General features: G+C 65.3%; 28 protein-coding genes. 13 read left to right on the top strand and 15 right to left on the bottom strand.

The window, feature by feature from the left end; genetic code table 11:
- Positions 1-62 precede the first annotated feature (62 nt).
- Genes ACOHX0_RS02870 through ACOHX0_RS02830 form a run of 9 tightly spaced genes read left to right on the top strand, consistent with a single transcriptional unit; the run spans position 63 to position 4,645 of the window.
- Positions 63-455 (top strand): FlgB family protein, encoded by a 393-nt coding sequence (locus ACOHX0_RS02870; protein WP_420675140.1) that lies wholly within the window; start codon positions 63-65, stop codon positions 453-455.
- A gap of 13 nt (positions 456-468) precedes the next feature.
- Positions 469-861 carry a flagellar basal body rod protein FlgC gene (gene flgC / locus ACOHX0_RS02865; RefSeq protein WP_420675139.1) on the top strand — a complete coding sequence of 131 codons (393 nt, stop codon included), beginning with the start codon at positions 469-471 and terminating at the stop codon, positions 859-861.
- A gap of 22 nt (positions 862-883) precedes the next feature.
- Positions 884-1,174, top strand: a complete 291-nt coding sequence (fliE, locus tag ACOHX0_RS02860; RefSeq protein ID WP_420675138.1) for a flagellar hook-basal body complex protein FliE — start codon at positions 884-886, stop codon at positions 1,172-1,174.
- Positions 1,175-1,177: 3 nt separating this feature from the next.
- Entirely contained in the window at positions 1,178-1,450 is a 273-nt protein-coding gene (locus tag ACOHX0_RS02855; RefSeq protein WP_420675137.1) for a flagellar biosynthetic protein FliQ, read from the top strand.
- Positions 1,450-2,166 (top strand): flagellar hook-basal body complex protein, encoded by a 717-nt coding sequence (locus tag ACOHX0_RS02850; protein WP_420675136.1) that lies wholly within the window; start codon positions 1,450-1,452, stop codon positions 2,164-2,166. The genes ACOHX0_RS02855 and ACOHX0_RS02850 overlap by 1 nt, the downstream gene beginning before the upstream one ends.
- 10 nt (positions 2,167-2,176) lie before the next feature.
- Positions 2,177-2,962, top strand: coding sequence for a flagellar basal-body rod protein FlgG (gene flgG, locus ACOHX0_RS02845; protein WP_420675135.1), 786 nt, complete (start codon positions 2,177-2,179; stop codon positions 2,960-2,962).
- Positions 2,962-3,387, top strand: coding sequence for a flagellar basal body P-ring formation chaperone FlgA (flgA, locus tag ACOHX0_RS02840; protein ID WP_420675134.1), 426 nt, complete (start codon positions 2,962-2,964; stop codon positions 3,385-3,387). Before flgG ends, flgA begins: the two co-directional genes overlap by 1 nt.
- The gene (gene flgH / locus ACOHX0_RS02835; RefSeq protein ID WP_420675133.1) at positions 3,384-4,124 is read left to right on the top strand and encodes a flagellar basal body L-ring protein FlgH; all 741 of its coding nucleotides are present in this window, start codon (positions 3,384-3,386) and stop codon (positions 4,122-4,124) included. The genes flgA and flgH overlap by 4 nt, the downstream gene beginning before the upstream one ends.
- A gap of 8 nt (positions 4,125-4,132) precedes the next feature.
- Positions 4,133-4,645 carry a flagellar basal body-associated FliL family protein gene (locus ACOHX0_RS02830; RefSeq protein WP_420675132.1) on the top strand — a complete coding sequence of 171 codons (513 nt, stop codon included), beginning with the start codon at positions 4,133-4,135 and terminating at the stop codon, positions 4,643-4,645.
- An 80-nt stretch (positions 4,646-4,725) separates the two neighbouring features.
- Here the strand turns inward: ACOHX0_RS02830 and ACOHX0_RS02825 are convergent, their stop codons facing one another.
- The 9 genes from ACOHX0_RS02825 to ACOHX0_RS02785 form a co-directional block, all read right to left on the bottom strand.
- Positions 4,726-5,124, bottom strand: coding sequence for a hypothetical protein (locus ACOHX0_RS02825; protein ID WP_420675131.1), 399 nt, complete (start codon positions 5,122-5,124; stop codon positions 4,726-4,728).
- Positions 5,121-6,209 carry a flagellar type III secretion system protein FlhB gene (gene flhB, locus ACOHX0_RS02820; protein ID WP_420675130.1) on the bottom strand — a complete coding sequence of 363 codons (1,089 nt, stop codon included), beginning with the start codon at positions 6,207-6,209 and terminating at the stop codon, positions 5,121-5,123. Before flhB ends, ACOHX0_RS02825 begins: the two co-directional genes overlap by 4 nt.
- Complete coding sequence (locus tag ACOHX0_RS02815; protein WP_420675129.1) at positions 6,206-6,985, bottom strand: flagellar biosynthetic protein FliR; 780 nt, start codon at positions 6,983-6,985, stop codon at positions 6,206-6,208. Before ACOHX0_RS02815 ends, flhB begins: the two co-directional genes overlap by 4 nt.
- Complete coding sequence (gene flhA / locus ACOHX0_RS02810; RefSeq protein WP_420675213.1) at positions 6,982-9,015, bottom strand: flagellar biosynthesis protein FlhA; 2,034 nt, start codon at positions 9,013-9,015, stop codon at positions 6,982-6,984. The genes ACOHX0_RS02815 and flhA overlap by 4 nt, the downstream gene beginning before the upstream one ends.
- Before the next feature lie 448 nt (positions 9,016-9,463).
- Positions 9,464-11,926: a hypothetical protein gene (locus tag ACOHX0_RS02805; protein ID WP_420675128.1), complete on the bottom strand. Its 2,463-nt coding sequence runs from the start codon at positions 11,924-11,926 to the stop codon at positions 9,464-9,466.
- Positions 11,923-12,792 (bottom strand): flagellar motor stator protein MotA, encoded by an 870-nt coding sequence (gene motA / locus ACOHX0_RS02800; RefSeq protein ID WP_420675127.1) that lies wholly within the window; start codon positions 12,790-12,792, stop codon positions 11,923-11,925. The genes ACOHX0_RS02805 and motA overlap by 4 nt, the downstream gene beginning before the upstream one ends.
- Positions 12,793-12,870: 78 nt before the next feature.
- A complete protein-coding gene (locus tag ACOHX0_RS02795) occupies positions 12,871-13,491 on the bottom strand; it encodes a MotE family protein (RefSeq protein WP_420675126.1) in 621 nt (206 codons plus the stop codon).
- Complete coding sequence (locus ACOHX0_RS02790) at positions 13,491-13,940, bottom strand: hypothetical protein (RefSeq protein ID WP_420675125.1); 450 nt, start codon at positions 13,938-13,940, stop codon at positions 13,491-13,493. Before ACOHX0_RS02790 ends, ACOHX0_RS02795 begins: the two co-directional genes overlap by 1 nt.
- A 9-nt stretch (positions 13,941-13,949) precedes the next feature.
- Complete coding sequence (locus tag ACOHX0_RS02785) at positions 13,950-14,477, bottom strand: flagellar basal body-associated FliL family protein (protein WP_420675123.1); 528 nt, start codon at positions 14,475-14,477, stop codon at positions 13,950-13,952.
- A gap of 118 nt (positions 14,478-14,595) precedes the next feature.
- On the opposite strand from ACOHX0_RS02785, the gene fliF reads away from it, so the two are divergent.
- Genes fliF through fliP form a run of 4 tightly spaced genes read left to right on the top strand, consistent with a single transcriptional unit; the run spans position 14,596 to position 17,903 of the window.
- A complete protein-coding gene (fliF, locus tag ACOHX0_RS02780; RefSeq protein WP_420675212.1) occupies positions 14,596-16,278 on the top strand; it encodes a flagellar basal-body MS-ring/collar protein FliF in 1,683 nt (560 codons plus the stop codon).
- Complete coding sequence (locus ACOHX0_RS02775) at positions 16,278-16,877, top strand: FliH/SctL family protein (RefSeq protein ID WP_420675122.1); 600 nt, start codon at positions 16,278-16,280, stop codon at positions 16,875-16,877. Before fliF ends, ACOHX0_RS02775 begins: the two co-directional genes overlap by 1 nt.
- A complete protein-coding gene (locus ACOHX0_RS02770) occupies positions 16,870-17,163 on the top strand; it encodes a FliM/FliN family flagellar motor switch protein (RefSeq protein WP_420675121.1) in 294 nt (97 codons plus the stop codon). Before ACOHX0_RS02775 ends, ACOHX0_RS02770 begins: the two co-directional genes overlap by 8 nt.
- Positions 17,160-17,903, top strand: coding sequence for a flagellar type III secretion system pore protein FliP (gene fliP / locus ACOHX0_RS02765; RefSeq protein WP_420675120.1), 744 nt, complete (start codon positions 17,160-17,162; stop codon positions 17,901-17,903). Before ACOHX0_RS02770 ends, fliP begins: the two co-directional genes overlap by 4 nt.
- A gap of 422 nt (positions 17,904-18,325) precedes the next feature.
- Here fliP and ACOHX0_RS02760 read toward each other — a convergent pair whose 3' ends face one another.
- The 6 genes from ACOHX0_RS02760 to ACOHX0_RS02735 all read right to left on the bottom strand — a co-directional run bounded on the left by ACOHX0_RS02760 (position 18,326) and on the right by ACOHX0_RS02735 (position 25,965).
- Entirely contained in the window at positions 18,326-19,429 is a 1,104-nt protein-coding gene (locus ACOHX0_RS02760) for a flagellar basal body P-ring protein FlgI (protein ID WP_420675119.1), read from the bottom strand.
- Entirely contained in the window at positions 19,426-20,433 is a 1,008-nt protein-coding gene (locus ACOHX0_RS02755) for a flagellin (RefSeq protein ID WP_420675118.1), read from the bottom strand. The genes ACOHX0_RS02760 and ACOHX0_RS02755 overlap by 4 nt, the downstream gene beginning before the upstream one ends.
- Positions 20,434-20,436: 3 nt before the next feature.
- Positions 20,437-21,885 carry a flagellar hook-associated protein FlgK gene (gene flgK, locus ACOHX0_RS02750; protein WP_420675116.1) on the bottom strand — a complete coding sequence of 483 codons (1,449 nt, stop codon included), beginning with the start codon at positions 21,883-21,885 and terminating at the stop codon, positions 20,437-20,439.
- A gap of 46 nt (positions 21,886-21,931) precedes the next feature.
- Positions 21,932-23,245 (bottom strand): flagellar hook protein FlgE, encoded by a 1,314-nt coding sequence (locus ACOHX0_RS02745; protein WP_420675115.1) that lies wholly within the window; start codon positions 23,243-23,245, stop codon positions 21,932-21,934.
- A 124-nt stretch (positions 23,246-23,369) separates the two neighbouring features.
- Positions 23,370-24,206 carry a flagellar motor protein MotB gene (locus ACOHX0_RS02740; RefSeq protein WP_420675114.1) on the bottom strand — a complete coding sequence of 279 codons (837 nt, stop codon included), beginning with the start codon at positions 24,204-24,206 and terminating at the stop codon, positions 23,370-23,372.
- A gap of 133 nt (positions 24,207-24,339) precedes the next feature.
- Positions 24,340-25,965, bottom strand: coding sequence for a long-chain-fatty-acid--CoA ligase (locus ACOHX0_RS02735; protein ID WP_420675113.1), 1,626 nt, complete (start codon positions 25,963-25,965; stop codon positions 24,340-24,342).
- Positions 25,966-26,117: the final 152 nt, after the last annotated feature.

Raw genomic sequence — 26,117 nt, 5'->3', positions numbered from 1 at the left:
AAACAATTTCTAAAGGAATCGGGGTTAAGCCTTGATTGAAATTGATCACGGGAGAAGCCCTGGTGTTCACAGAACTGAACGTATTCAAGATCGCCTACTCCATGGCCACCCACGCCGGCACACGCCAGGCGCTGGTCGCGCAGAATATCGCCAATGCCGACACGCCGGGTTACCAGGCCAAGGATATCAAACCTTTTGCAGAAGTGTTTGCCGCCGGCTCACAGGGCGGCGGCGGTATGGCTGCCACCCGCGCCAGCCACCTGCACGGCAGCACCGGCAGCGGGCTGGATTGGGCCGTAACCACCAGCAAATCCGGCAGCGACCCGAACGACAATTCGGTTTCGGTCGAAACCGAGCTGTTGAAGGGCGTTGAGGTGGAGCGCCAGCACAAGCGGGCCATGGCCATCTACAAATCTTCGATGAACATCCTGCGCACCAGCCTGGGCCGCGGTTGAGGAGGAATGAGCGATGAGTGAGTTTTCCAAAGCCCTGTCCGTCACCGCCAGCGGGCTGAAGGCCCAGGCCACCCGCCTGCGCCACGTGTCCGAAAACATTTCCAACGCCGACACCCCCGGCTACCGCCGCAAGACGGTGCCGTTCGAGGCGGTGCGCGACCTGAAGACCGAGGCCGAGCAGGTCCGCACCGGCCGGGTCAGCCTGGACCGCGGCGACCTGCCGAAGATCTACGACCCCTCGCACCCGCTGGCCGATACCTCGGGCCACTACGAAGGTTCCAACGTGGACCTGATGATCGAGATCGCGGACGCGCGCGAAGCTCAGCGCAGCTACGAGGCCAACCTGAAGATGTTCGATCAGACCCGGCAAATGTCAGCCGGGCTGATGGACCTATTGAGACGCTAACCGACACATTTGGAGATCCAGAATGGATATTCGCAGCCTTTCCGCCGCCAGCGGCTATGCCGCCGCCCGCCCGGCGACCAAAGTTGACCCCAGCCACGACGGCGCCGCCGCCCAGGTAAAGGCCAGCTTCGAGCAGTTCGCCTCCACCCTTCAGCACAGCGAGCAGGTCTCGGTGCAGGCAATGACCTCGGGCGCCGACCCGCATGCGCTGGTGCAGGCGCTGGCGCAAACCGAACTGGCGGTCGAGACCGCGGTGACGGTTCGCAACAAGGTCGTCGAGGCCTATCAGGAAATCCTGAGAATGCCGGTCTGAGCCATGTTGAGTGAAGGCCAGTTCTACGACACCCTGCGCCAGGCGCTCTGGGCCGCGGTCACCATGTCGACGCCGATCCTGATCGTCGCGCTGGTGGTGGGCCTGGCCATCGGCCTGTTTCAGGCCCTGACCTCGGTGCAGGAGATGACGCTCACTTTCGTGCCCAAACTGGCGGCGATCCTGGTCGTGTTCTGGATCACCATGGGCTTCATGACGCAAACGCTGGTGGCCTTCTTCGACGGCCACGTGATCCCGATGATCGCAGGAGGTGCCTGATGGAAGCCACCGGTTACGCAACCCTGTCGCGCCAGTCCGGCCTGATGCGGGAGATGCGCGTTGTTGCCAATAACATCGCCAACTCCGCCACCACCGGCTACCGCCAGGAAGGGCTGATTTTCTCGGAATACGTCCAGACCTCTCCGGACCAGGCCTCGCTGTCGATGGCGCGCGCCAATATCTACAACACCTCGATGGCACAGGGCGCGATGACCCAGACCGGCGGCACTTTCGACTTCGCGGTCGAGGGCGACGGTTTCTTCATGGTCGAAACGCCCCAGGGCGAGCGGCTGACCCGCTCCGGCGCCTTCTCCCCGAATGCCGATGGCGACCTGGTCACGATGGATGGCCACCGGGTGCTGGACGCGGGCCGCGCGCCGGTCTTCGTGCCGCCCGATGCCGGCAAGATCGAGGTCGGCGCCGATGGCACGATCAGCGCAAACGGCCGCCTCCTGGGCCAGCTCGGCCTGTTCAAGCCCGTCGAGCAGCACCAGATGGTGCGCGAGGACGGGGTGATGTTCCGGGTCGACGGCGACATCGAGGAAAGCTTCGATTCCAAGGTCCTGCAGGGCTTCCTGGAAGGCTCCAACGTGAATGCAATTTCCGAGGTGACCCGGATGATCGAGGTGCAGCGCGCCTATGAGATGGGCCAGAGCTTCCTGGAAACCGAAGACCAGCGCATTCGCAATGCAATCAAGAACCTGATGAAGTCGTAGGAGAATCCCGATGCGTGCCCTGAAAATCGCCGCCACCGGCATGAGCGCCCAGCAGCTGCGGGTGGAAACCATTTCCAACAACCTCGCCAATATGAACACCACCGGCTACAACGCCCGGCGCGCCGAATTTGCCGATCTGCACTACCAGCAGGTGTCGCGCGCGGGCACCGTCAACGCCTCCGACGGCACGGTGCTGCCGACCGGCGTGCAGGTCGGGCTGGGTGTGCGTCCGGCAGCGGTGTCGATCCACCTTGCACAGGGCTCGCTGCGCCAGACCAATGGCGACCTCGACCTCGCCATCGACGGCAAGGGCTACCTGGAGGTCACCCTGCCCTCGGGCGAGTCGGGTTACACCCGGGACGGCGCGCTGAAACGCTCCGCGGAGGGGCTGATCGTCACCTCGGACGGTTTTGCGGTCTCCCCGGAGATCACCATTCCGGAAGATGCCAGGAATATCTCCATCAACGCCGAGGGCGAGGTCTACGGTTATTTCGAAGGCACCGCCGAAGGCCAGCTGCTGGGACAGCTGACCCTGGCGGGCTTCACCAACCCCAAGGGCCTGGAAGCGGTCGGCAGCAACCTGTTCAAGGAGACCGAGGCCTCCGGCGCGGCCACCGTGTCCACCGCCGGCGAAGACGGGCTCGGCACCCTGCGTCAGGGCTACCTGGAGGACAGCTCGGTCGATGCCGTGCGCGAGGTCACCGAACTGATCGAAGCCCAGCGCGGCTATGAGATGAATGCCAAGGTAATCTCCGCCGTCGACCAGATGATGGGCGCGACGACGCAGGTGCGCTGATGAAACTGACTCTCGCCCTCCTGACCGCCGCCGCGCTTGCCGCGCCGCCCGCCTTCGCAGAGTATCTGGTGCCGCTGCGCACCATCCGGGCAAAAGAAATCGTGAACGCCGAGGATCTGGCGGTCAAGAAAGGCGAGATCCTCGGCGCGCTGGCCGACCCGGCCGCGGTAGTGGGCAAGGAGGCGCGGGTGTCGCTTTATGCCGGCCGGCCGCTGCGGGCAGGCGATATCGGCCCCCCGGCCATCGTCGAACGCAATGATCTGGTCAACCTGGTGTTCCGCCAGGGCCCGCTGACCATCGCTGCCGAGGGCCGCTCGCTTGGCCGCGGCGCCGCGGGCGAAGCCGTCAGGGTGATGAACCTGGCATCGCGCACCACAGTTTCCGGCCGCATCCAGACGGACGGCTCCGTTGAGGTAAACCAATGAAACCGAACCTTCTCTCCGCGAAAACCTTGCTCGCCGGGCTGACCCTGCTCACCGCCTGCGGCCGCATGGACCACATCGGCAAGCCGCCGACCTTCACCCCCGCGAACGAAACGCCGGAGCACGTCGCGATGCTCTACCAGGGCCTGCCGTCGCAGACCCAGACCCGGCGCCGCGTCGATGGCGCCTCGCTGTGGAGCGGCTCGCAGCAGTCGCTTCTGGGCGACCGCCGGGCGATGAAGCAGGGAGACATCCTCACCGTGGTGATCGAGATCGATGAGGAGGCGGAAATCTCCAACGACACCAAACGCTCCCGCTCGGGTTCCGAGAGCCTCTCCATGCCGCAGCTTCTGGGGCTGCCGCAGCGGCTGGACCGGAAGCTCCCCGAAGGCGCCTCCTCGGCCGAGGCAGTGGAGCTGGGCAGTTCCAGCTCCTCTGGCGGCAAGGGCTCGGTCAAGCGCAGCGAGAAACTGGAGCTGCGGGTTGCCGCTACCGTCGTTGACGTGCTGCCTAACGGGGTGCTGGCGATCAGCGGCACCCAGGAGCTGCGCGTGAACTTCGAGCTGCGCGAGCTCCTGGTCACCGGCTACGTCCGCCCGCAGGACATCAGCCGCCAGAATGAAATAACCTACGACAAGATCGCATCGGCACGCGTCTCATATGGCGGCCGTGGCCAGATCACCGATGTGCAGCAGCCGCGCTACGGCCAGCAGCTGCTCGACGTCGTCCTGCCGTTCTGAGGTCCGCCATGCTGTCGAAACTTCTGCCCGTCATCCTGCTCGTCGCCGGCACCGGCGGCGGCATCGGCGCCGGCATCATGCTGGCCCCCGAGCCCGAGGCACCGCCGCCCGCCGAAACCGCCGAGGGCGGCGCGGACCCGGCACACACACCGGAACCGGAGCCCGAAGCAGACCTCGCTGCCGGCGGCGAGGCGCTGGAACGCGAATACATCAAGATCGCCAACCAGTTCGTGGTCCCGGTGGTGGAGCGCGACGTGCTGTCCTCGCTGGTGGTGATCTCGCTCAGCCTGGAGGCCAAGAAAGGCACCTCGGAGAAGGTGCACGCCTATGAGCCCAAACTGCGCGACGTCTTCCTGCAGGTGCTGTTCGATCACGCCAACATGGGCGGTTTCCGCGGCGCCTTCACCCGCTCGGACGTGCTGAACCCCCTGCGCAACGCCCTGCGCGAGGCGGCGCAGAAGCAGATGGGCAAGGATATCTACGACGTGCTGATCATGGAGATGTCGCGCCAGGACGTCTGAGCGCCCCGGCATTTTTCCACAAGCAGAATGGCCGGCCCCGCGCGGGACCGGCCATTTTCGTGTTTCAAGAAATGCGGCCTTCAGCCCTCCATCAGCCGCTCCATCAGCGCCTTCGCCCTGGCCGCCTTGTGTTTCGCGCGTTCGGCTTTGGCCATGGTCTCCACCGCGTGCTTGCGGCCGAAGGACCGGCGCAGCTTGTCCATCACACGCAGCTTCTGCGCCGTGGCCTGGGCCAGCTCGACGTTGAGCTGGCGCCGGGTGCGCGTGTGCCAGCCCTCCCACAGCAAATCGGCGCCCAGCGCCTTCATCGCGTGGTCGGCATCCAGCTGCGTGCGCGCCTGCTGCACCTGGGCGCTCAGCTTGGCCACCTGGCCGCGCAGCTTGGCCTCCTGCGCCAGCACCGGTTTCACCCTGGCGTGCTCCTGCAGGTATTGCGCCGCGGTGACCGCGGCCATCTGGTCCAGCATCTTCTGCTTCATGTGACTTTCCCCTTGGCGCGCTGGCGCATGTCCTCGGCAAAGCGGATCGCTGCCGCCACCGGCGCGTAATGTTCTTCCATGACCTCGTCGCCGATCTCCACCGCGGCATGCAGCGCCCGCGCGGTCGGCGGGTCGCTGTGGATCGGCACGCCGTTCTCGTTCGCCACCCGGCGGATAGCGGCGGCGGTTTCGTCCACGCCCTTGGCAACGCAGGTGGGTGCCGAGCCGGGATCGCGGCTCCATTGCAGGGCCACAGCATAATGCGTCGGGTTCACGATAACCACATCGGCCTTGGGCACATCGGCGAGCATCTGGCCCATCGCGATCTGCTGCCCGCGCTGGCGGCGCTTGCCCTTGAAATGCGGATCGCCCTCGGAATCCTTCATCTCGTCCTGGATTTCCTTGCGCGACATCATGTTCTTGCGCCGGTGCTCGGCGTGCTGGAAGGCGGCATCCACGATGCCGATCGCCAGCGCGATCAAGAGCGCCATGACCAGGAACTCCATCGCCAGTTCCGCCAGCATCAGCACCACCGATTGCGGCCCGGTGCCGGAGGAAGCGATCATCTCCGGCAGCCGGTGCGAGAGATAGACGCCCAGGCAGATTGAATAGAGCACCAGCTTCACGAAACTTTTCAGGAACTCGAACAGGCCGGAACGCCCGAATTTGTTCTTGGCATTGGAGAGGATCGAGATGCGGGAAATCTTCGGCTCAAGCTTGCTGGGCGCAAAGACCAGCGCCCGCTGGCCGATGATCGACAGGAATACCAGTACAAAGGGCACCATGAACCAGGGCAGCACCGGCCAGATCGCGCTGCTGACAAACCTGCCCGAAACCGGCGCCGCCGAGCCTTCGAAGAACAGGGGCGCAAGCCGGTCCGGCTGACTGATGAAAGCCATCAGCGCCGTGCCCATCGCCTCCACCGACGCGCCGCCCGCCGCATAAAGCGCGATCACCAGCCCGATATAGGAGGCCGCGACCGAAAGATCGGTGGATTTGGCCACCTCGCCTTTGTCGCGGGCCTTCTTGAGCTTCTGTTCTGTCGGCTCGAATGACTTGTCTGAATCGTCGTCCTGGCCGCTCATGGCATGCCGCCTCCCGGGTTCGCGAAAAAGGTCATCAGGGCCCGCACCCAGACGTCCAGGATCATCGGGCTGGCGACCATCAGGATGAACAGCCCGCCAAAGGTGATCACCGGCGCGCCGACAAAGGCCACCATCAGCTGCGGCATGGCTCGGTTGATGACGCCCAGCGCAAGGTTGTAGACCACCGCGGTGATCACGAAAGGCGCGGACAGGGTGAACGCCATCGCAAAGCTGCGCGAAATCCGGTGCACGCCCCATTCCGACAGGCCGGCCGCGGCTGGGAACTCGCCCGCCGGGAACATCTGGTAGGACGAGATCAGCAGCTCGGCCGCGCGCACGTGCAGCCCCATCATCACGGCAAGCGCGGTGCCCGATATCATCAGAACCGCACCGATCGCGGGCATCGGCTCAGCGCCGATACCGCCCAGCACCTGCGACAGCGAAGTGCTTTGCGCCGCCATGGTGCCCGCGGTTTGCAAAGCCAGCACGAAAAGCCGCACACCGATCCCCAGCGCCAGGCCGATCACCGCCTCGGTCGCGGCAAAGCGGGCGTAATCCATCAGCCCGTCCGGTTCCGGAAACGGCGGCAGCGCCGGGGCCACCACGAACGTGAAGGCGATCGCCACGGTCAGCTTCACCCGCATCGGCACATACAGCTCGCCCACCGCCGGCAGCACCGAAACCATCGCCGAAACCCGCAGGAAAACGATGGCTGCATGCCAGAACCCGGCCCCCAAGAGCGCAAGCAGCTCGGGCGGCAGGAAGTCCAGGCTCATGCCTGCACCATCCCCACCAGCGCCGGGCGCGCCTCCAGCCCGATTTCCTCGAAGGAGAGCACCGGGTTGGAGATGCCGCGCGACTTCAGGATGGTTTTCAGGTAGCGCCGCCGCCGGGTCGAGGTCACCACCGCGGCAAAGACGCCCTGCTCGGTCACCATCGAGAGCTTGTCGCTCAGCCCCTCGGCCAAGCGGTTGAACAGGTCGGGCGGCAGCGCCACGTCGAGCCCTGCGCCTTGCGTATCCACCTGATAAGTCGAGAACTTGTCTTCCCATTCCGGCGCCAGCTGCACCAGCGGGATGGTGCCGTCCTCGCGCTTCATCTCGGCCACCAGCTGGAAGCCAAGCCGCTGGCGCACGTGCTCGCAGATCAATTCCGGCTGGGTGGTGTGAATGCGCGCCTCGGCAACGGCTTCCAGGATCAGCGGCAGGTTGCGGATCGAAACCCGCTCCTCCAGCAGAAGCCGCAGCACCGAATGCAACGTGTCCATCGGCACCTTATCCGGCACCAGCGCGTCCAGAAGCTTGCGGTTTGCCTCCGAGCGGAAGCCGTCCGACAGCTGGGTCATCTCATCGAGCAGGCGGCGCAGGGACTTGAGCGTGAGCAGGCGGGCAAAGTTCTGCTTGATCACCTCCAGGAGGTGCGTGGCAAGGATCTCGGGCGGGGTCACCACCGTGGCGCCTGCCAGCGCCGCCTGCTCCTGCGATTTCGAGGCGATCCAGCGCGCAGGCGCGCCATAGACCGGCTCGGTCACGTCGGTGCCGGGCGGCAGGGCGCCGTGGTTGTCGGGCATCAGCGCCAGCACCATGTCCGGGTGCAGAATGCCGCGCGCCTGCTCGACTCCCTGAACCTTGATCACATAGGTGCCCTTCTCCAACTCGAACTGGTCGGTCAGCCGGATCTCAGGCAGGATCAGGCCAAAGGAAGTGGCGATATGCGACCGCATGTTGGCGATCCGCGCATCCAGCCCGGTGCCGGCGTCCAGCACCATGCTCACCAGATCGGGCGCAAACTCCAGATGCAGATCGTCAAGATCCAGAATGTCGCCCAGCGGTTTCTTGGCGGCCGGGTCGGAGGCTTCCTCGATCTTCTCCTCGATTTCGGCCTCTTCCCTGTCCACGTTGTTCTTATGCAGCCGGATGGCGGCATAGCCAAGGATGCCGCCGCCGGTGATGAAGGGCAGAAACGGCAGGCCGGGCACCAGCGCAAACAGCACCATAAGCACGGCCACGGTGGCCAGCGCCGCCGGATGCTTGCCGAACTGCTCGAACAGCGCAATGTCGGTGGAGCCGGTGGCGCCGCCACGCGCCAGCAACAGCGCCGCCGCAATCGAGATGATGACCGAGGGGATCTGTGACACCAGCCCGTCGCCAACAGTCAGGATGGCATAGGTCTCAAACGCCGCACCAACCGGCATGCCGTGCACCAGCACGCCCATCACCAGGCCCATCACCAGGTTCAGCAGCGTGATCAGCAGCCCCGCGACCGCATCGCCCTTGACGAATTTGGAGGCACCGTCGAGCGAGCCGAAAAAGGTCGTCTCGCGCTGGTCCCGTTCGCGCCGCTCCTTGGCGGTGGCGTGGTCGATGGCGCCCGCGGACATGTCGGCGTCGATCGCCAGCTGCTTGCCTGGCATGCCGTCCAGCGCAAAGCGCGCGCCGACTTCGGCCATCCGTGCAGCACCCTTGGTGATCACCATGAAGTTCACGATCAGCAACACGCCAAAGACCACGAGGCCGAGGAACACGCTGCCGCCCATCACGAACTGGGCAAACCCTTCGATCACATTGCCGGCTGCGTCGGTGCCGCTATGGCCCTGGCCGATGATCAGCTTGGTCGAAGAGACGTTCAGCGACAATCGCAGCATCAGCGAGGCCAGCAGCACCGTCGGAAAGGAGGAGAAATCCAGCGGCCGCTCGATGAACAGCGTGACGGTGAAGATCAGGATGGCAAGGCCGAAGGAGGCCGCCAGCCCGACGTCCAGCACCCAGGCGGGCATCGGCAGAATCATCATCACGATGATCGCCATCAGCGCAAGCGCAAGCAGGACGGTCGGGCTGAACAGCTGCTGGGGAGTTATCTTGGGCACTGCTTAGAACTCACAATTTCTGAAAAAGAAGGGGCGCGGCAGCATGGCCAAAGCCCGGCGCGCCAGGGGCGGCCGGGCCGGGTTGCCGGAGTGCGGGCGCAGAAGCCCTCCGGCGGCAGCAACTGCTGAGCTGAAGAAACGGCGGCCGCCGCCGGCGCGCAACGGCCTGGGCCGGGGCGTATGGCTGCACGATTCGCCCGGGCCGCCGGTCATACGGCGGCAGACTGCGCCTTGCAGGCTGATGGTCTCAATAATCACTGGCATTCTGCCGTTCCAAGTCAGGATTCACCCGGGCTCCAAGCTACTGCCCGCCGGTTGACAAAGTGTTAGCGCCGCACAGCAAAGGCCGCCCGTTTCCGGACGGCCAGCGGGCGCAACTTCTTGCGGATTATTGGGTTTCGGTCTCGGGCTTGAGGCTCTTCCCGACCTTGTTCAGCAGGTCCTCGATACCGCCGCGAGTGCCTTCGCTGCTTTCGACCAGGGCCCGGGCATGGGCCAGCGGAGTGAGGCCTTCGGGGTCTTCCGCGGTCTCGCCGATCTGCGTGGTGACGGTGGCGACCTGTCCAAAGGGCAGCTCCGCCGCGGGTTCGATTGCACCGATGGAGTCCAGATCCTGCGAGTGCCAGAAGCCGCGCGCCGCCGCGTCCGGCTGTTCCTCGGCCAGGAGGTATTCGCCGGCCCGGCCGTATTCGCCATTGCGCCAAAGCGCCTCCGCCCGCAGGCGGTTGGCCTCTGACCCGTCCAGCCCCATCAGTTCAACCAGCGCCCGGTGCGGCTTGCCCAGCGCCAGCGCGGCCTCGGCCATCATCAGACGGCGCTCCTCGTTGCCCGGCTCCAGCGCCAGCTTGTTGAGCAGCGTCTGGGCCTGTTCGGCAAAGCCGAGATTCAAGAGCCGCCGCGCGGTGACGGACGCCACGGGCGCCGCCTCAGACGCGCTCGCCTCGGCCGCAAACACCAGCGCATATTGCAGGAAACTGACATCATCTGCGCGCTCGGCCAGAAGCGTCATCAGCGGCTCAAGCGCCTGGGCCCGCGCCGCCGGTCCGTCGCGGCCCGAGAGCTTCGCCAGCTCGTGGAACGCGTCATCGAACTGCCCGGTCAGGGCCAGCGCAGCAATTTGCGTCTGGCGCAACTCGGCTCCAAGAGGCGTTTCGCGGTTTTCCAGCTCGTAGGAGGCCACCAGGTCGGGCACGTCCGGCGTCAGCGCCTTGCGCTCGCCGAAACTCAGCTCCACCAGTTCGATCAGCGCTGCCGGCGCGTTGCCGGTGCGTTCGGCAACTTCGCTGGTCAGCTCCTCGGCGACCTTTTCGGTGTCCCCTTCCAGCTCGGCCAGCGCAGCTTCGGCCAGGTTGATTTCCGGCACGTCCTCGACCCCGGTGCGGCCGACCGAGCGCAGTACCGCCTCGGCCATGTGCAGATCGCCCGCCTCGGCAAACAGCGTGCTGAGGCGCGGGCCCAAGTGCACGCGCAAATGTGCCGGCAGCTTGGAAAACGCCTGCTGAATAGCATCGGTATTGGCACTTTTGCGAATGGACCCTTCGGCCAGCGCGCCCCAGAAGGCGCTGCTGCCCTCGCAGGTCTGCTGCCCGGTAAACGGATGCCCCTCGGGCAGGGCGGCGCCGTCCAGAAGCAGGGACAGCGGCTCCAGGATCGCGAGCGCCTGCGAATCGCGCTGAGCGTCAGGCAGGATTTCCATCAGCGAGCGCGCTTCGGCGCCAAAACCGAAGTAGAGGTAGATCCGCGCCAGCGCCATCACGCCGGCCGGATTCACATCGTCGAACTCGCGCACCAGGGCGCTGCGCAGCGGCCCCACCTGCTGCGAAAACGGTCGGTCGTTGCCCCAATTCTGTACCGCCAGCGCCGTTCCGGGCAGGCAATGGTCCGCCTGCGCGTTGGCGTCGACGGGATCGGGCATCAAACCAGTTTCGCGGTCGATCGCGGAGGTGACCGCGACATGTCCCAGCGGATCCAGCGGCCGGCCTGCCCGGCCCATCGGATCCAGCCCGTCCGGGCTGACTGCATTGGCGATGGCATCGCCGGTTATGGTGAGCAGGCCCTGGTTGGCCGCCCGGCCAAGCTGCTGCAGCAGGCGCTGCTCGGACGCGCTGACGGCGGCGGCACGCTCGCTTTCCTCAAGGTCCATCAGCAAGCCCGCGGCAGGCACCCTCACGGAGGGCCCGGCCGTCTCCGCGCGCTGGCGGGAATCGGCGGCGGCGACCGGGCTCAGCGGCAAGACCGCTCCCAGCTCAGCCCGCTGCCCGCCGGTATCCGCAGCGGCCGGGGGTGGCGAGACCAGCGCCGGCGTTGCGGCAGCACGTCCCGGAGCGCCGGAAGCAAAGGCCCGGCCCAGCATCTGGCGCGCATCGGCAATGGCGGAATTGGGAAGGTTGAAGCGATAGCCGGACGCCGCAGGTGCTGCCGGGACCAGCGGCAGAATACCGCTGCCCGCGGTGCGCAGCTCAGGCTGGAATGTTTCACGCTCCGGGCCGTTCTTGCCGTCGCGGATGTCGATCACCAGGTAGCCGTCGCGCTGCACGAAGGTCTCCACGTCGCAGGCGCAGCCAAGCTGCAGCCTGAGCGGCTGGCCCGGCGCGGCCTGGTCCAGAGCCTGCAGGCGGGTGCGCGGGATCAGGTTGAAGACCCGGGAGGTGTCAAAGACGGCCGCCGGTGCGTCCAGATTGAGCGTAGCCGTGCGGCCGCTTTGTGTCAGCGACCAATCGGCACCGTCCGGCAGCCGCATCACGAGGCGCGAGAAGTCGCCATGCTCGCCCGAGCGGGCGACGATGGTCTGCGCCCGGGCAGATCCGGCCGCCGCGAGGGCGGCCGCAATGGCAAGAGCTCGCCAGATCATGCTGCGTCCTGTTTCACCGATTTGAGGGCCTCTTCAAGCTCGGAGAAGCCGGGGCGGAAGTGCGAAGGCGTGTTCTGGCGGCCGACCTCGATGCAGATCGCCGCGGCGTGGTTATGCAGGTTGGCGACCAGAACCTCGCGGATCAGCTGGTAGAAATGCGCGTCTTCCTCGACCACGGCCTTCACCTTGCCGGCAAAGGGCGCAACCAGGCCATAGGACAGGAACACGCCGAGGAAGGTGCCCACCAGGGCGCCGCCGATCAGCTTGCCCAGAACCTCGGGCGGCTGGTCGATCGAGGCCATGGTCTTGATCACGCCGAGAACGGCGGCCACGATCCCCAGGGCCGGCAGGCCGTCGGCCATCACCTGCAGCGCGTGGCTGGAATGCAGCGCGTGGTGCAGGTTGGCTTCCATCCGCTTTTCCAGAACCTCTTCGACCTGATGCGGATCATCATAGTTCATCGAGGCCGAGCGCATGGTGTCGCAGATCAGGTTCACCGCTTCCTTGTCGCCCAGGATCTTGGGGTACTTGTTGAATACGGAGGAGTTTTCCGGATCTTCGATATGCTGTTCGACCTCGACCGGGTTGGCGCGCGCAATGCGGATCAGCGCAAACAGGAGGCACAGCAGATCGCGGTAGTCATCCGGCTTCCACTTGGGGCCCTTGAAGACCTTGCCAACGTCCTTGACCGTGTGTTTGACCCCGCCCATGTCATTGGCAATGAGAAAGGCTCCGACCGCGGCGCCGCCGATCATCATCATCTCAAACGGCAGCGACTTGAGAATGATCGCCATCTTGCCTCCGGCCAGAAGATATCCGCCGAAAACCATGGAAAAGATCACCACAATGCCTACAATACCGATCATAGGTCCACTCCGAATTCCATTACTTTTTATTAGTTTAGGCGAGTCTTCCTAAGGAAAGACTAAGTTCGGGCCGCACCCTTACTCCTTGGGCACCTTGCCATTGCGCCCGGCCAGCACCACGCTGATCGTATAAGCGGCTTCGGGGCTGAGGCCTGCCATGATTCCGGCGGCCGCCTCCGGCTGCATCCGGGCCAGGAAGCCGGCCGCGAAGCCGGGGTCCATCTCCTCGAACAAAGCGGCGGCCTCCTTGGGTTTCATCTGCTCATAGACGCTGGTGAGGCGGGTCACGTCCGCCTCGGTGGCGCCATCGGCGAGCGCCAGGGTGGTGCGCAGTTTCGCCTCTGCTTCCCGGAGCGCGGCGAGCTTCTTGTCGATCGCCTGATCGGCGATTTCCAGAGCCTTCATGCGGTCCTCGAACTCGGCCTCGCGGGCGGCAAGAGCGGCTTCGCGCTCCTGAAAGGCGGCGAGCATGGTCTGCAGCTCCGCCGAAGAGGGCAGCGCCTGGGCTTTCAACGCGCCGGTATCGGGTTTTTCCGCGCTCTCCTTGCCGGGTTCGCCCAGGCTTGCAACCTCCCGCGCGATAGCGGGGCCTGCCTCCATGCCGAGGCGCACGATCGCAGACCCCATCAGCAGGAGCGCAATCGTCATCAGCGTGCCGCTACGGCGGTAATTCCTGGTTTTCTTGGCTTTCTGTCCCATCACGCCACCTTGCTGCGGCTATGGCGTTTGAACATCACGCCCTGGCGCTTGCCCTTACCCTCTTCTTCCTTGGCTGGCTGGGTTTCGGCCTCATAGGCGGCCGCGAGCGCGTCATCCTCACTCTTCTTGGCCTTGAGCTCGGGCTTGGCGGGCGCCTCCCCGGTGCCGGGGATGTCGTGCATCGAGGCCATCATCAGCTCCAGCCGCTGCGCCACCGATTCGGCACGGCCGGTCAGCTGTTCCAGCGCCTTGCTGGAGCCGTCCGACATCTGCCGTGCGGCATTCAGCGATTTGTTCAGGTCATCAACCTGCGCCGACAGCACCGCCACCGCGCCGCCGACGCCTTTTTCCAGGTCATTGAAACGCTTCAGGCGCCGAGACAGCACCAGGCAATAGAATCCGGCGCCCATTGCACCGGCGGCCAGCAGGATATCAGCAATAATCTCCATCCCGTCCTCCTAGTTCAAAACGAAATCCATGATCAGCAGATCGCGCACCCGGCCCTGGCCGGTGGCAATATTGATCCGCCGCAGCATCTGTGCCCGCAGTTTGGGCAGCGCCATCGGATCGGTCAGATCCTCAAGCTCCAATGCTCTAAGGTAGCTGTTCAGGACATCGACGACCCGAGGAAGGATTTTTTCGACTTCGGCCTGATGGGCGATGCCGACCTCAAGTTGCGCGCGGAACCGCAAGTGATTGAGCCCGCCGCCCTTGCGCAGCGAGATCACGATCGGTTCCATTTCGATGAAGGCGAGATTGGCGATATCCGCCGAAGTCTCGCCACTGTCCACGCCTTCTGGCGCCGCTTTGGCCGCGGATGCCCGTTCTGGGGCCGCTTTCTGACCAAAGGGAAGAAGGCCTGACTGAACGGCGAAGAAACCGCCGCCCGCACCCGCAATTGCCAGCACCACCCCGATGATGAGGGGCAGTTTGCTTTTCTTTGCGGCCGCGTCTTCTGCTTCGATATCTGCTGCAGCGTCTGTCATGGCTATCCCTAAAACGTCGTGCAGCTTCTTCATAACCTGCGAGGAACTAACCGAATGTTAAGGCCAATCCTGCAAAAGGGTTGCAGCCGGAGAGAACGCCGGTGTGACGGAGGTTAATGTGCAGCAGATCAAGAATGTCTGGGCAGAAATGGACACACGCAAGCGCGTGATCGCGGTTGGGGCCACGGTAATCGTGATTCTCAGCGTGTTTGCCATGTCCCATGTGGCGAGCAAGCCATCCATGCAACTGCTCTATGCCGGGCTGGAAAGCGGCACGGCCGGAGATGTGGTGCGGTCGCTGGAACAGCGCGGCACCCCTTATGAAGTGCGCGGCGGGTCGATCTACGTCCCTGCCGAACGGCGCGACGAACTGCGGATGACGCTGGCCAGCGAGGGCCTGCCTGCAAATGGCGGCAAAGGCTATGAGCTGCTCGATTCGCTCAGCGGCTTCGGCACCACCTCGCAGATGTTCGATGCCGCCTACTGGCGCGCAAAGGAAGGCGAACTGGCCCGCACCATCGTTGCCAGCCCGCATGTGAGCCAGGCCAGGGTGCATATCGCCAATACCGGCGCGAATCCCTTCCAGCGCACGGTGGAGCCTACCGCCTCGGTCTCGATCGTGCCGATGGGCTCGCCGATCACCCCGGCCCAGGCCAATGCGATCCGCTTCCTGGTCTCCTCCGCGGTCACTGGCCTGCCGGTGGACAACGTGGCGGTGATCGATGCCAATGGCGCGCTGATCGGCTCGCCCGAAGCCGCAGCCTCCGGCGGCGCCGGCACCGAGGACCGCTCGCAGACGATTCGCGAACGGGTGATGCGGCTGGTCGAGGCCCGCGTCGGCCATGGCAACGCGGTGGTCGAGGTCAGCGTCGAAACCGTCACCGACACAGAATCGATCCGCGAGAAGCGCGTGGACCCGAAAAGCCGCGTCGCGGTCAGCACCGATATCGAGGAGCGCGCCGATTCCTCCACCAACCAGGCCGGGGAGGTCACCGTCGCCTCCAACATCCCGGACGGGGACGCGGCCGCGGGTGAAGGCTCCAAGGCCAACACCAGCGCCACGCGGGAACGGGTCAACTACGAGATCTCGGAAACCCAGAAGGAAATTCTGCGCGGGCCCGGCGCCATCAAGCGGCTGACCGTCGCGGTGCTGGTGAATGGCACCGCCGCGGTGAATGAAACCGGCGCCACCGTGTTTGCGCCGCGTCCCGAGGAAGAACTGGCCGCGCTGCGCGAGCTGATCTCCGCCGCGGTCGGCTTCGACGCGGAGCGCGGTGACGTGATCACGCTCAAGTCCATGGAACTGCCCGCGGTGGAGCCGCAGGGCACGGCGGCGGCGTCCTCCTTCATGGACAACCTCTATTTCGACGCAATGTCGCTGATCCAGATCGGCGCATTGGCGCTGGTCAGCCTGATCCTCGGCCTCTTCGTGGTGCGTCCGATCCTGTCCAACAAATCCGGGGCCGTCCCGGCGCTGGCAGCCCCGCAAGCCGACGGCGACCTGTCCGGCCTGCCCGCGCTGGACGGCGGCGGCGGCGGCTTCATGACCGCGCCCGACCTCGGCGCCAACCTCGCCCTGGACGGTGAAATCGAAAACGGCGAGACCGGCCAGTTCGAGCCGATGGGCGGCATGGGCGGCATGGGCGGCATGGGCACCGGCGACATGATGGGCGGCCTGCCCGCCTTGGGCGGCGGCGGCGATGACCCGGTCGACCGCCTGCGCAGCATGATCGGCGAACGCCAGGAAGAAACCGTCCAGATCCTGCGCGGCTGGCTGGAAGAAAACGAGGAGCGTGCCTGATGACGATTGCCCATCTTCTGGAAGACTTCGCCATTGATACTGCACCCGTGCAGCCGGAGCCCACGATCTCGGAGGAGGAGGTGGAAGAACAGCGCCTGGCCTCTTTCGAGAAGGGCTACAGCGCCGGCTGGGACGACGCGGTCACCGCCAAGGACCAGGAAAGCACCCGGATCTCGACTGAGCTGGCCAGCTCGCTGGAAGATCTGCAGTTCACCTACCACGAAGCGCAGAGCCAGCTGCTGGATTCGCTCGATCCGATTTTCAAGGTGCTGACCAGCGCGGTTCTGCCGGATGCGATGGCGGCCTCCTTCGGCCATCATATTGTCGACCAGCTTTCCGACATGGCCCGCGGCCGCGCCGGCGAGCCGATGCAGATCGCCGTCGCCCCGGGCGAGGCCAACGCGGTGCGCAATCTCCTGCCGGAAAGCTTCGCGGTGCCGGTCAAGGTGCGCGAAGACGCGATGCTGTCACCGGGCCAGGCCTATCTGCGGGCCGGCGAGGCGGAACGCGAAATCAACTGCAACGCCCTGATCGACTCGATCCATGAATCGATCGAAGCCTTCACTTATCACGCCAAAGAGGACAGCCAGTATGGATGATTCCAACCCGCTGAACATGAAACCCGATGCCGGCAACCCCTTCGTTTCGGTGCCGGTCGAGGTTGTGGTCTCGGTCGGCAAGGCCCGCCCGCTGATCCGCGATCTGGTCAACCTGGGCGAAAACGCCATCCTGACGCTCGACAAGCGGGTCGAGGACCCGGTCGACCTCTACGTCGGGGACCGTCTGGTCGCGCGCGGCCTGCTGGAGGAGCTGGAGGGCGAACAGGCCGGCCAGCTTGCGGTGCGGCTGACGGAAATTGCCGATCTGCAAAGCGGGCTGGGATGACACGAACGCCGATTGTCTGGGCGGTATTGGCGGCGGCGGCCTTCGCGGCCGCGCCGGATGCCGCCATGGCTCAAGAACTGAGCCTTTCGCTGGCCGACGGGGAATCGATTTCCGCCCGCTCGATCCAGCTCATCCTGCTGATCACCGTGCTCAGCCTGGCCCCTGGCCTGCTGATCATGATCACCTGCTTTCCCTTCCTGATCACGGTGCTGTCGATCCTGCGCCAGGGCATCGGGCTGCAGCAGGCGCCGCCGAACATGCTGATCGTCAGCCTGGCGCTGTTTCTCACCTATTTCGTGATGGAGCCGGTGTTCACCGCCGCCTGGGAGACAGGGATCAGCCCGCTGTTGCAGGAGCAGCTGGAGCCGAGCGAGGCGATTGCCCGCGGGCTGGAGCCGTTCCGTGCCTTCATGGCCAACCGGCTGGATCCGGATACCTTCTATGCCATCGCCGACCTGCGGCCCGGCACCGAGGGTATCGATCCCTCGCCCGAAGCGCCGCTTTCGGCGCTGATCCCGAGCTTCCTGCTGTCGGAGATCTCCCGGGCCTTCCAGATCGGCTTCCTGATCTTCCTGCCCTTCCTGGTGATCGACCTGGTGGTGGCCGCGATCCTGATGTCGATGGGGATGATGATGGTGCCGCCCGCGGTGGTCTCGCTGCCTTTCAAGCTGGCCTTCTTCGTCGTGGCCGACGGCTGGAGCCTGATCGCCAGCGCCCTGGTGCGCAGCTACTACCCCTAAGCCCGGCGCCACCCCGCAGCCTCCCGCCCCCGCAAGCCCCGCTTGCGGGGGTTTTGCGTTGCTCCCGCCCTGTCAGCTCTGGCGGCCCTGGCGCCACGGGCTCCAGCGGCCGCGCCGCGCGCCGGCCACCGATACCGGCCCGTGCGGCCGCCCCGGCAACACGGTGCCGGCGGCAGCGGGAACTGCCATGCGTTCCGCAGCGGAGCACGCCGGAGCGGCGCGGCAGGTCCGGCCGGGCGGGAGAACGGCCAAGGCAAACGCCCGGCTCCGCCCGCAGCTGGCAGGCTTCGCGGTGCGCCAGCCATCCGCGCTCCCGCGCTGCCAGTCTGCCGGCATTACCCCCGGCAAGGCTCGGCTCCAAAGAAAATCCCCCGGAACCTGAGGGCACCGGGGGCGGGATTTTTAACTTTGGCGGCAGGTCTTTAGCGGACCACAAACTCCGCGTGCAGCGCGCCGGCCGCCTTCAGGCTTTTCAGGATGTCGATCATATCGCGCGGCGAGACGCCGAGCGCATTCAGCCCGCCGACCACCTCGGAAAGCGACGTGGTTTCCGGCACTTCAGCAAGCTGGATGCCGTCTTCGTCGATTGCGGCACCAGTGCGGGGCACCACCACGGTCTCGCCGTCGGCAAAGGGGTTGGGCTGTACCGCGATAGGCGCTTCCTCGATCCGCAGGGTGAGATTGCCCTGCGCCACTGCCACACGCGAGATCCGCACGTCATTGCCCATCACGATGGTGCCCGAGCGCTGATCGACCACCACCCGCGCCTTGCGCTGCGGCTCCACCAGGATGTTCTCGATCCGGCCCACCGCATGTGCCGTGGAGCGCGTGTTGGTGCGGTCGATGTCCACCTCGACCGTACCCGAATCGCGCATGATTGCCACGGACCGGCCGAATTCGGCGTTGATCGCGCGTTCGATCCGGCCCGCAGTGGTGAAATCCGGCTCGCGCAGCGCCAGCCGCATCGACGACAGCGACGCGAGGTCGAAATCGATCTCCCGCTCCACCCGCGCGCCGGAGGGGATGCCGCCGGAGGTCGGCACGCCCTGGGTGACCCGCGCCGCCTCGCCCTCGGCCACCGCTCCGCCAGCCAGGATGGTGCCCTGGGCCACGGCGTAAATTTGCCCGTCGGCGGCGTTCAGCGGCGTCATGATCAGCGTGCCGCCCAAAAGGCTCTTGGAATCGCCGATCGCGGAGACAGTCACATCGATGGTGCTGCCCACCCGGGCAAACGGCGGCAGGGTGGCGGTCACGAAGACCGCGGCCACGTTCTTGGGCCGGAACTGCTCGCCGGTCACATTGACGCCGAGCCGCTCCAGGATATTGGTCATGATCTCTTCGGTGAAAGGCGAGTTGCGCAGCCCGTCGCCGGTGCCGTCGAGCCCCACCACAAGGCCATAGCCGACCAGGTCGTTGCCGCGCACGCCGTCGAATTCCACCAGATCCTTGAGCCGGATTGTATTGGCCTCAGCCAGCGCGGGCAGCAGCATCAGGCAAGCGAGAAGGAGATACAGCAGTTTCCTCATGAGATGTAATTCAGCAGAGACAGATTGGCGCTGCGCGCGGTGATCGTGTAGAGGCCCTCAAGCTGGGTCTGCACTTCCTGCAGGCGCGTGTAGGTCTCGTACGGATCGGCCGAGATCAGGTTGTTCTTGGCAATGCTGAGGCTGGTTTTGGTTGCAGCCGTGCGGGCGTTGGCGGCTTCCAGCCGGCCCTCGATGAAGCCCACATCCGCCTGCACACCGATCAGCGTGTCATTGCTGACCGCCAACTCCAGGCCGGCCGAGCGCACCAGCTCCACCTGTACATCCAGGCCGATGCCCAAGGCCCCTTCGTTGGCAAGGGCCGCAATGGTGTAGCTCTGCAATGCGTGCTTCAGATCCGGATCGTCGGCCCGCAATCCAAGGGAGACTTGCTCGCCATCGCCTATCTGCACCGGCTGCAGAGAGGTGTCCGAGCCATTGTACATCACGGTATCGAAACCTGCCGGGTCGTCGAACCAGTCCTTCACCGCCTGGATGATGTCGTCGCTGGTCGTCAGCCCGCCAACCTCGGCCACCAGCGCGGTCATCAGCGTATCGGTGTTTTCCAGGGGCGAAACATTGGTGGCGATGCCCGCAAACAGGCTGCGGCCGCCGGACCAGCCGTTCAGCGAGCTGATTGCACTATCCAGCTGCTGGCGCGCTTGTTTCGAAAACTGCGTGACCTTGGAGCTGTCCAGGCTCGGGCTCATCGCCAGGATGTCGTCACGCAGCGATTGGACCTGTGACTGCACCTTCTCGAGGCTGCCCTGGGTCGCGGTGGCGAACAGCTGCACCTCGCTGTTGGCGACCGTATAGCTGTCGAGCCGGTTCAGCGTGTTCTCGATATCGGCGAGATAGGTGAAATCGCCGCCCAGGCGTTCGGTGATATTTGCAGTCTTGCCGGTGGCGAATTCTTCGGAAAGCGTGCTGACGTTCTCCTTCAGCTCCGCGTTGCGGCTGCGCAGAAACAGATGCTGCGCCATGTCGCCATAGGAATTAATGATCATGCGTCAGATCCTCAAAAGCGTTTCCATCAGCTCGTCAACAACCGAAATCATCCGGGCGTTGGCGGCATAGATCTTCTCCACCAGCATCAGGTTCTGCAGTTCGGCGTCGGTATCCACGCCGAGCGCCAGTTCGGCGCTGCTCAGCTCGTTGAAGCTGGTGGCGGCAAAGGTGGAGGCGCGGGACGCGGTGTCATCGTCCCGGGCAAAGCGCGACAGCAGATTGGCGCTGAGCGTGGTTGCCGTCATGTCCGCAGTGCCGAGACCCACCGAAGACACCGTCCGCACCGCCGACAGGGCATCGGAATACCCTTGCAGCAGGCTGGAGTTGCCAGGGTCGCCCTGCCCTGCGGCATTGAACCCGTCGCGGAACCGCCAGGTCTCCGCCTGGCCGCCGAGCGCGACGAGATCGTTCAGCTCGATCCGGTTGGCGATGCCGACGGTATTGGTGGCATCGAAGAAGCCGCCGTCATCGGTGAACATCCCGGCATCGGTGGCGCCGAGGGTGGTGTCCAGAGCCGGATCCTGGAACCGTTCGATCAGATCGCGCGCCATCGCGTCCAGGTCTTCCTGTGCGTTCACGGAATCGACGTCGCGGATCTCGAACTGGGTGATCAGCGTGCCGCCGCGCAGCGGACCGCTGGTGGAAGTGTCGATGGCCTTGCCGTCCACCTCCAGCCCCGACAGCAGGCCGCCGGCCTGGGTCATGTAAGGCATGATGTCCCGGGTCGGATTGAAGCTCACCTCCGCCGCCTTGCCATCGATCAGCTTCACGCCGCCGTCGGAGTAAAGCGCGATCTGGCCGTTGTCGCGCATCATTATGCTGACCGGGATGATCTCGTTCACCTGATCGACCAGCTGGTCGCGCTGGTCGTGCATGGACACCGCGTCCATGCCGCCTGCCTCGACCACCATAATCCGGGCGTTCAGGCGCTCGATCTCCTTCAGGGCCTGGTTCACCGTATTGACCTGATTGTCGATCGAACTGTCGGCGGAGACACGCAGCGTGCGCAGCCCTTCGGCGGCGCGGGAGATCGTATCGGCCAGCGATTCCGCCTTGACCGACAAGTCGTTCAGCCGCGGCGTGGAGTCCGGCCGCGACACCGCCTCGATCAGCGAGGAGTCGAAATCCGACAGCTGCGCCGCCAGCGAGGAGGAGTCGTCCACGGTGCCGACCAGCGTCGACATCCGGCTGTAGAAATCGGCCCGCGCCTTGGCAACGCCGAAATCGGCCTCGGCGATGCGGCGGCTGGAGACCAGTCCCGGGTCGGTGACCCGTTTCACATGGCCAACCCGGACCCCGGTGACGGCGTCGCCCGGGCTGTGCAGCTCCAGCGTGCGGCGGGAGTAGCCGGGGGTCAGGGCGTTGGCCAGGTTTTCTGACACCACTTGCGACGAGCGGCTGGCCGCAGTGAGCCCGCTCATCGCACTGTTGAGGGCGGAATAGATCGACATGATCAGCCTGCTTTCCTGGGTCCGGGATCAAAGCGCATCAGGCGCGTCAGCGCTTGATGTTGGTGGTTTCCTGCAGCATTTCGTCAACCGTCTGGATGACTTTGGCGTTGGAGGAATAGGCCCGCTGGGTCTGGATCATGTTGGTCAGCTCATTGGCCACATCGACCGCGGATTCCTCCTGAGCGTAGGACATGACCTCCCCGGTCGGCCCGTCGCCCGCGTCCCACAGGAAGTAGGAGCCGCTTTCGCTGGAGGGCAGGTAGGTCTGCTGGTCCATCGAGACCATGCCGTTCGGGTTCGGCAGGTCGACCAGCGGGATCTTGTAGACAACCAGGCTGGCGCCAGTGTCGTACTGCGCCCGGACATAGCCGGATTCGTCAATTTCGACGCCGGTGTAGTTGCCCACGGGGGAGCCGTCCTTGGAGATCTGCGCGGGCGCAAAACGGTCGGCCAGCTGGGTCAGCCCGTTGTCATCGCCGAGTATGCCGATGTCGATCTCCATCGGGCCGCCCGCAACATTCACGATGATGCTGCCGGTGGTAGAATCATAGGCGCCGCCGGTTGTGGTGGCGACCGAGGCCAGGGTGCCGCCATCGTCGCGGCTGTCGTCGAAGGTGATCGTGTATTCGCCGACTGCGGTGGCACCGGTGGCCGAATCAGTGATCGTCATCGTCCATTCGTTGGACGGGTCGGTGGCCGGCGCGGTGGGCACGGTGGGCGAGAAGGTGATGGTGAGCGTTTCCGCCCGGCCCATGTTGTCGTAATATTCGACCACCTGCTCCTCGTCGCCGGAAGTGGCATCGACCTCGGTCGAGGTGGCGGGCAGGTTCAGGCCGACGCTGATCTCGGTGGTCGGCTCGCCGGAAAGCTTGTTGGTGTTCAGGTGCACCGGCTCCAGCCCTTCGGTGGTGTCGCGCGGGCCATCGGGCACGGTGCCGTCGGAGGCGGCGGGCCAGCCCAGGAGCACCAGGCCGGATTCGGTGGTCAGCAGGCCGTCCTCATTGGTGCGGAACGAGCCGGTGGTGGTCAGCATCATGGTCGGGCTGCCATTGCCCGCCTCGACATCGGTGATCGAGGCAACCGGCAGCATGCCCCGGCCGCGCACGGCCAGGTCGGTGGCGTTGTTGGTCGACACCAGCGGACCGCGTTCGTCGATCATCCGTACCGTCGTTGCGCGCACCCCGCCGGCGGAATAGGTGCCGCTCCCGGAGGAGGTCATCACCATCGAATGGAAATCGGTCTGCACCCGCTTGTAACCGCGGGTGCCGGAGTTGGCGATGTTGTCGGAAATGGAGGCCAGTTTGCTGGCGTTGGCGCTCAATCCTGAAACGCCCGCGTTCAGCGACGAAGAAATGGTCATAGCACGCCTTTCTGCTGCATCTAATCATTCTGGATGCAACAGCTAGCGCAGGAGCGATTAACGGGCGGCTAACAGATACAATCTGATTGATCGGTCAGCCGCCATGTCGTGAAATATCAATTGGTTAGTTGCGCAGAAGGATGATCTCTATCCGATCGTTGCGGGCTGACATCGGATTCGCGACGGCCAGCTTGCGGTCGGCATGGCCGGTCACCCGGTGAATGCGCTTTGCCGCGAGATTCCCTGATTCGAGCAGTTTGCGGGTGGTTCCCGCGCGCGCCTGCGACAGCTCCCAGACCGGGTTGTCGGCCAGCACCACCGGGTGCGAGCGGATGTGCCCGCCGATGGCGACATTGCTGGTCACGCTGCCCGAGACCCGCGCCACCATCTGCACCAGATCCCGCAGCAGCGGCGTCGGCGCGGCGCGGCCGTCCTCGAACAGCGGCGCGTCGGGGGTTGCAAACAACTCGATTATCAGCCCCTCGTCCGTCACCCGGGTGACGATGTGGCGGGCCATCTCGGTGGAGACCATGCTTTCGCCGGACCGGCCCGCGAGCTGTTCCTCGACGGCACGGAAGGTTTCGTTCTGCTTTTCGATTTCGGCGTCGGCATCGATGCCGGTTTCGCCCTGGGCCTGCTGCGCATCCATCGGATTGGCGTCGGTGGCACCGGTCCCGGATTGCGGCTGGATGTCCTCGGTGAACATGCTGTCGCCCTGGAAGGCGCCATTGCCGCCGCCGGAGACCCGGCTCAGCGGGATCGACGGCGAGAAATAATCCGCCAGCCCTTTGCGTTGTTTTTCGGTCGTCGCGTTCAGCAGCCACATCAGCATAAAGAAGGCCATCATCGCGGTCACGAAGTCGGCATAAGCCACCTTCCATGCGCCGCCGTGGTGGCCATCGCCACCACTGACTCTTTTCTTCTTGATGATAATGGGCGCCACATTGCTCTGTGCGCTCATATCCACCACCACTATTTTCACCCAGGACCGGGATAGCAGGCGGGCTGTTAAACGCGGCTTAACAATTAAATTTGCCGGCAGTTACAGCCGCCCCGCATCAGCCACGCCGGGTGCGGGGCGGCACTGGACCGTATCAGCCGGCGCTGTCCAGAAGGACGCGGCCGAACTCTTCCCGCAGGCGGGACTTCAGCACCTTGCCGGTGCCGCCCATTGGCAGCTCGCTGACAAAGACCACCTTGTCGGGCACCTGCCAGCTAGCAACCTTGCCCTGGTAATGCGCCAGCAGCTCGGCCTCGCTCAGCCCGGGGTCCGCGGCGATGGCGATCACCACCGGGCGCTCGTCCCATTTCGGATGCGCCGCCGCAATCGCCGCCGCCTGCGCCACCTTGGGATGCGACATCGCGATATCCTCCAGCTCCACGGTGGAGATCCACTCGCCGCCGGACTTGATGATGTCCTTGGAGCGGTCGCGGATGATCATGTAGCCGTCCGGATCGATGGTGGCGACGTCGCCGGTGTCGAACCAGCCGTCCTCGGTCAGCGCCGGAGATTCCTGGCCGAAATAGGTATCGACCACCCAATGGCCGCGGATCTGCAGCTCGCCCTGTGTCCTGCCGTCCTCGGGCAGCGGCTGGCCCGCCTCGTCCACGATGCGCAGCTCCACCCCAAAGGGCGCCCGGCCCTGGCCTTCGCGCAGCGCGGCCTTCTCCGTCTCCGGCAGGGCTTCGTGTTTCTGCAGCAGCTGGTTCAGCGTGCCGAGCGGGCTGGTTTCGGTCATCCCCCAGGCGTGGATCAGCTCCACACCGTACTTGTCGCGGAACGCCGGGATCATCACCGTCGGCAAGGCCGAGCCGCCAACCACCGTGCGTTCCAGGCTTTCCGCCTTGCTGCCGGTCTGTTCCAGCGCCTGCAGAAGCCCCATCCAGATCGTCGGCACGCCCAGCGCCAGGGTGACGCGCTCATCGTCGATCAGGCGGACGAGGCTTTCGCCATCGAGGAACGGCCCCGGCAGCACCAGCTTGGCGCCCACCGCGGCGGCAATATAAGGAACACCCCAGGCGTTCACGTGGAACATCGGCACCACCGCAAGCACCGTATCCCGCGCCGCGATGGCGAGCCCGTCGGGCTGGTTGCCGCCGAGCGAGTGCAGCACGGTGCTGCGGTGGGTGTAGAGCACGCCCTTCGGGTGGCCGGTGGTGCCCGAGGTGTAGCAGAGGCTCGACGGCAAGGTCTCGTCCAGCTCCGGCCAGGCGAAACTGCCGGTCTCCGCGGCGATCAGCTCGTCATAGAACAGAAGCCCCGGGATCTGCCCCGCCGCGGCCTCGTCACGCGGGCCCATCAGGACAATGTGCTTCAATGCCGGAAGCTGCGGGTGCAGCTGGCTGACTGCGGGCACGAAGGTGGCGTCGATAAACAGCACCTCGTCTTCGGCATGGTTCAGGATGTAGACCAGCTGTTCCGCCGGCAGGCGCGGATTGAGGGTGTGGCAGACCATGCCGCCGCCCGCCGCGCCGAAGTAGATCTCCAGATGGCGGCGGTTGTTCCAGGCGATGGTGCCGCAGCGGGCGCCCTGCGCCAGCCCCAGCCGGTGCAGCGCGCTCGCCAGTTTTCGCGCCCGCGCCGCGACCTCGCCCCAAGTGGTATGCTCCACCCCGCCCGAGGTTTCCACCGAGGTCACCGCAGTACCGCCGTGATATCGGCCTGCGTGTTCGATCAGCGAACTGATGGTGAGCGGTTTGTGCATCATCTTGCCAAGCATTGGGGCCTCTTTCCTCCGTGTTGCCGCGGCACGGGCAGCCTGTGCGCATGCGGGTCTGCGCAGGAGCGTAGCGGCCCCGCACAGGCGGCGCTGCCGCAACGCTGCGTCAAGCAAGTGGAGCGGCAGCCCACGGGTGATACATGGTGCCTGGC

Origin of the sequence: Cribrihabitans pelagius (genome assembly GCF_048820915.1) — a bacterium.
Lineage (GTDB): Bacteria > Pseudomonadota > Alphaproteobacteria > Rhodobacterales > Rhodobacteraceae > Cribrihabitans_A > Cribrihabitans_A pelagius.
This window is presented reverse-complemented; position numbering and strand designations above follow the sequence as displayed.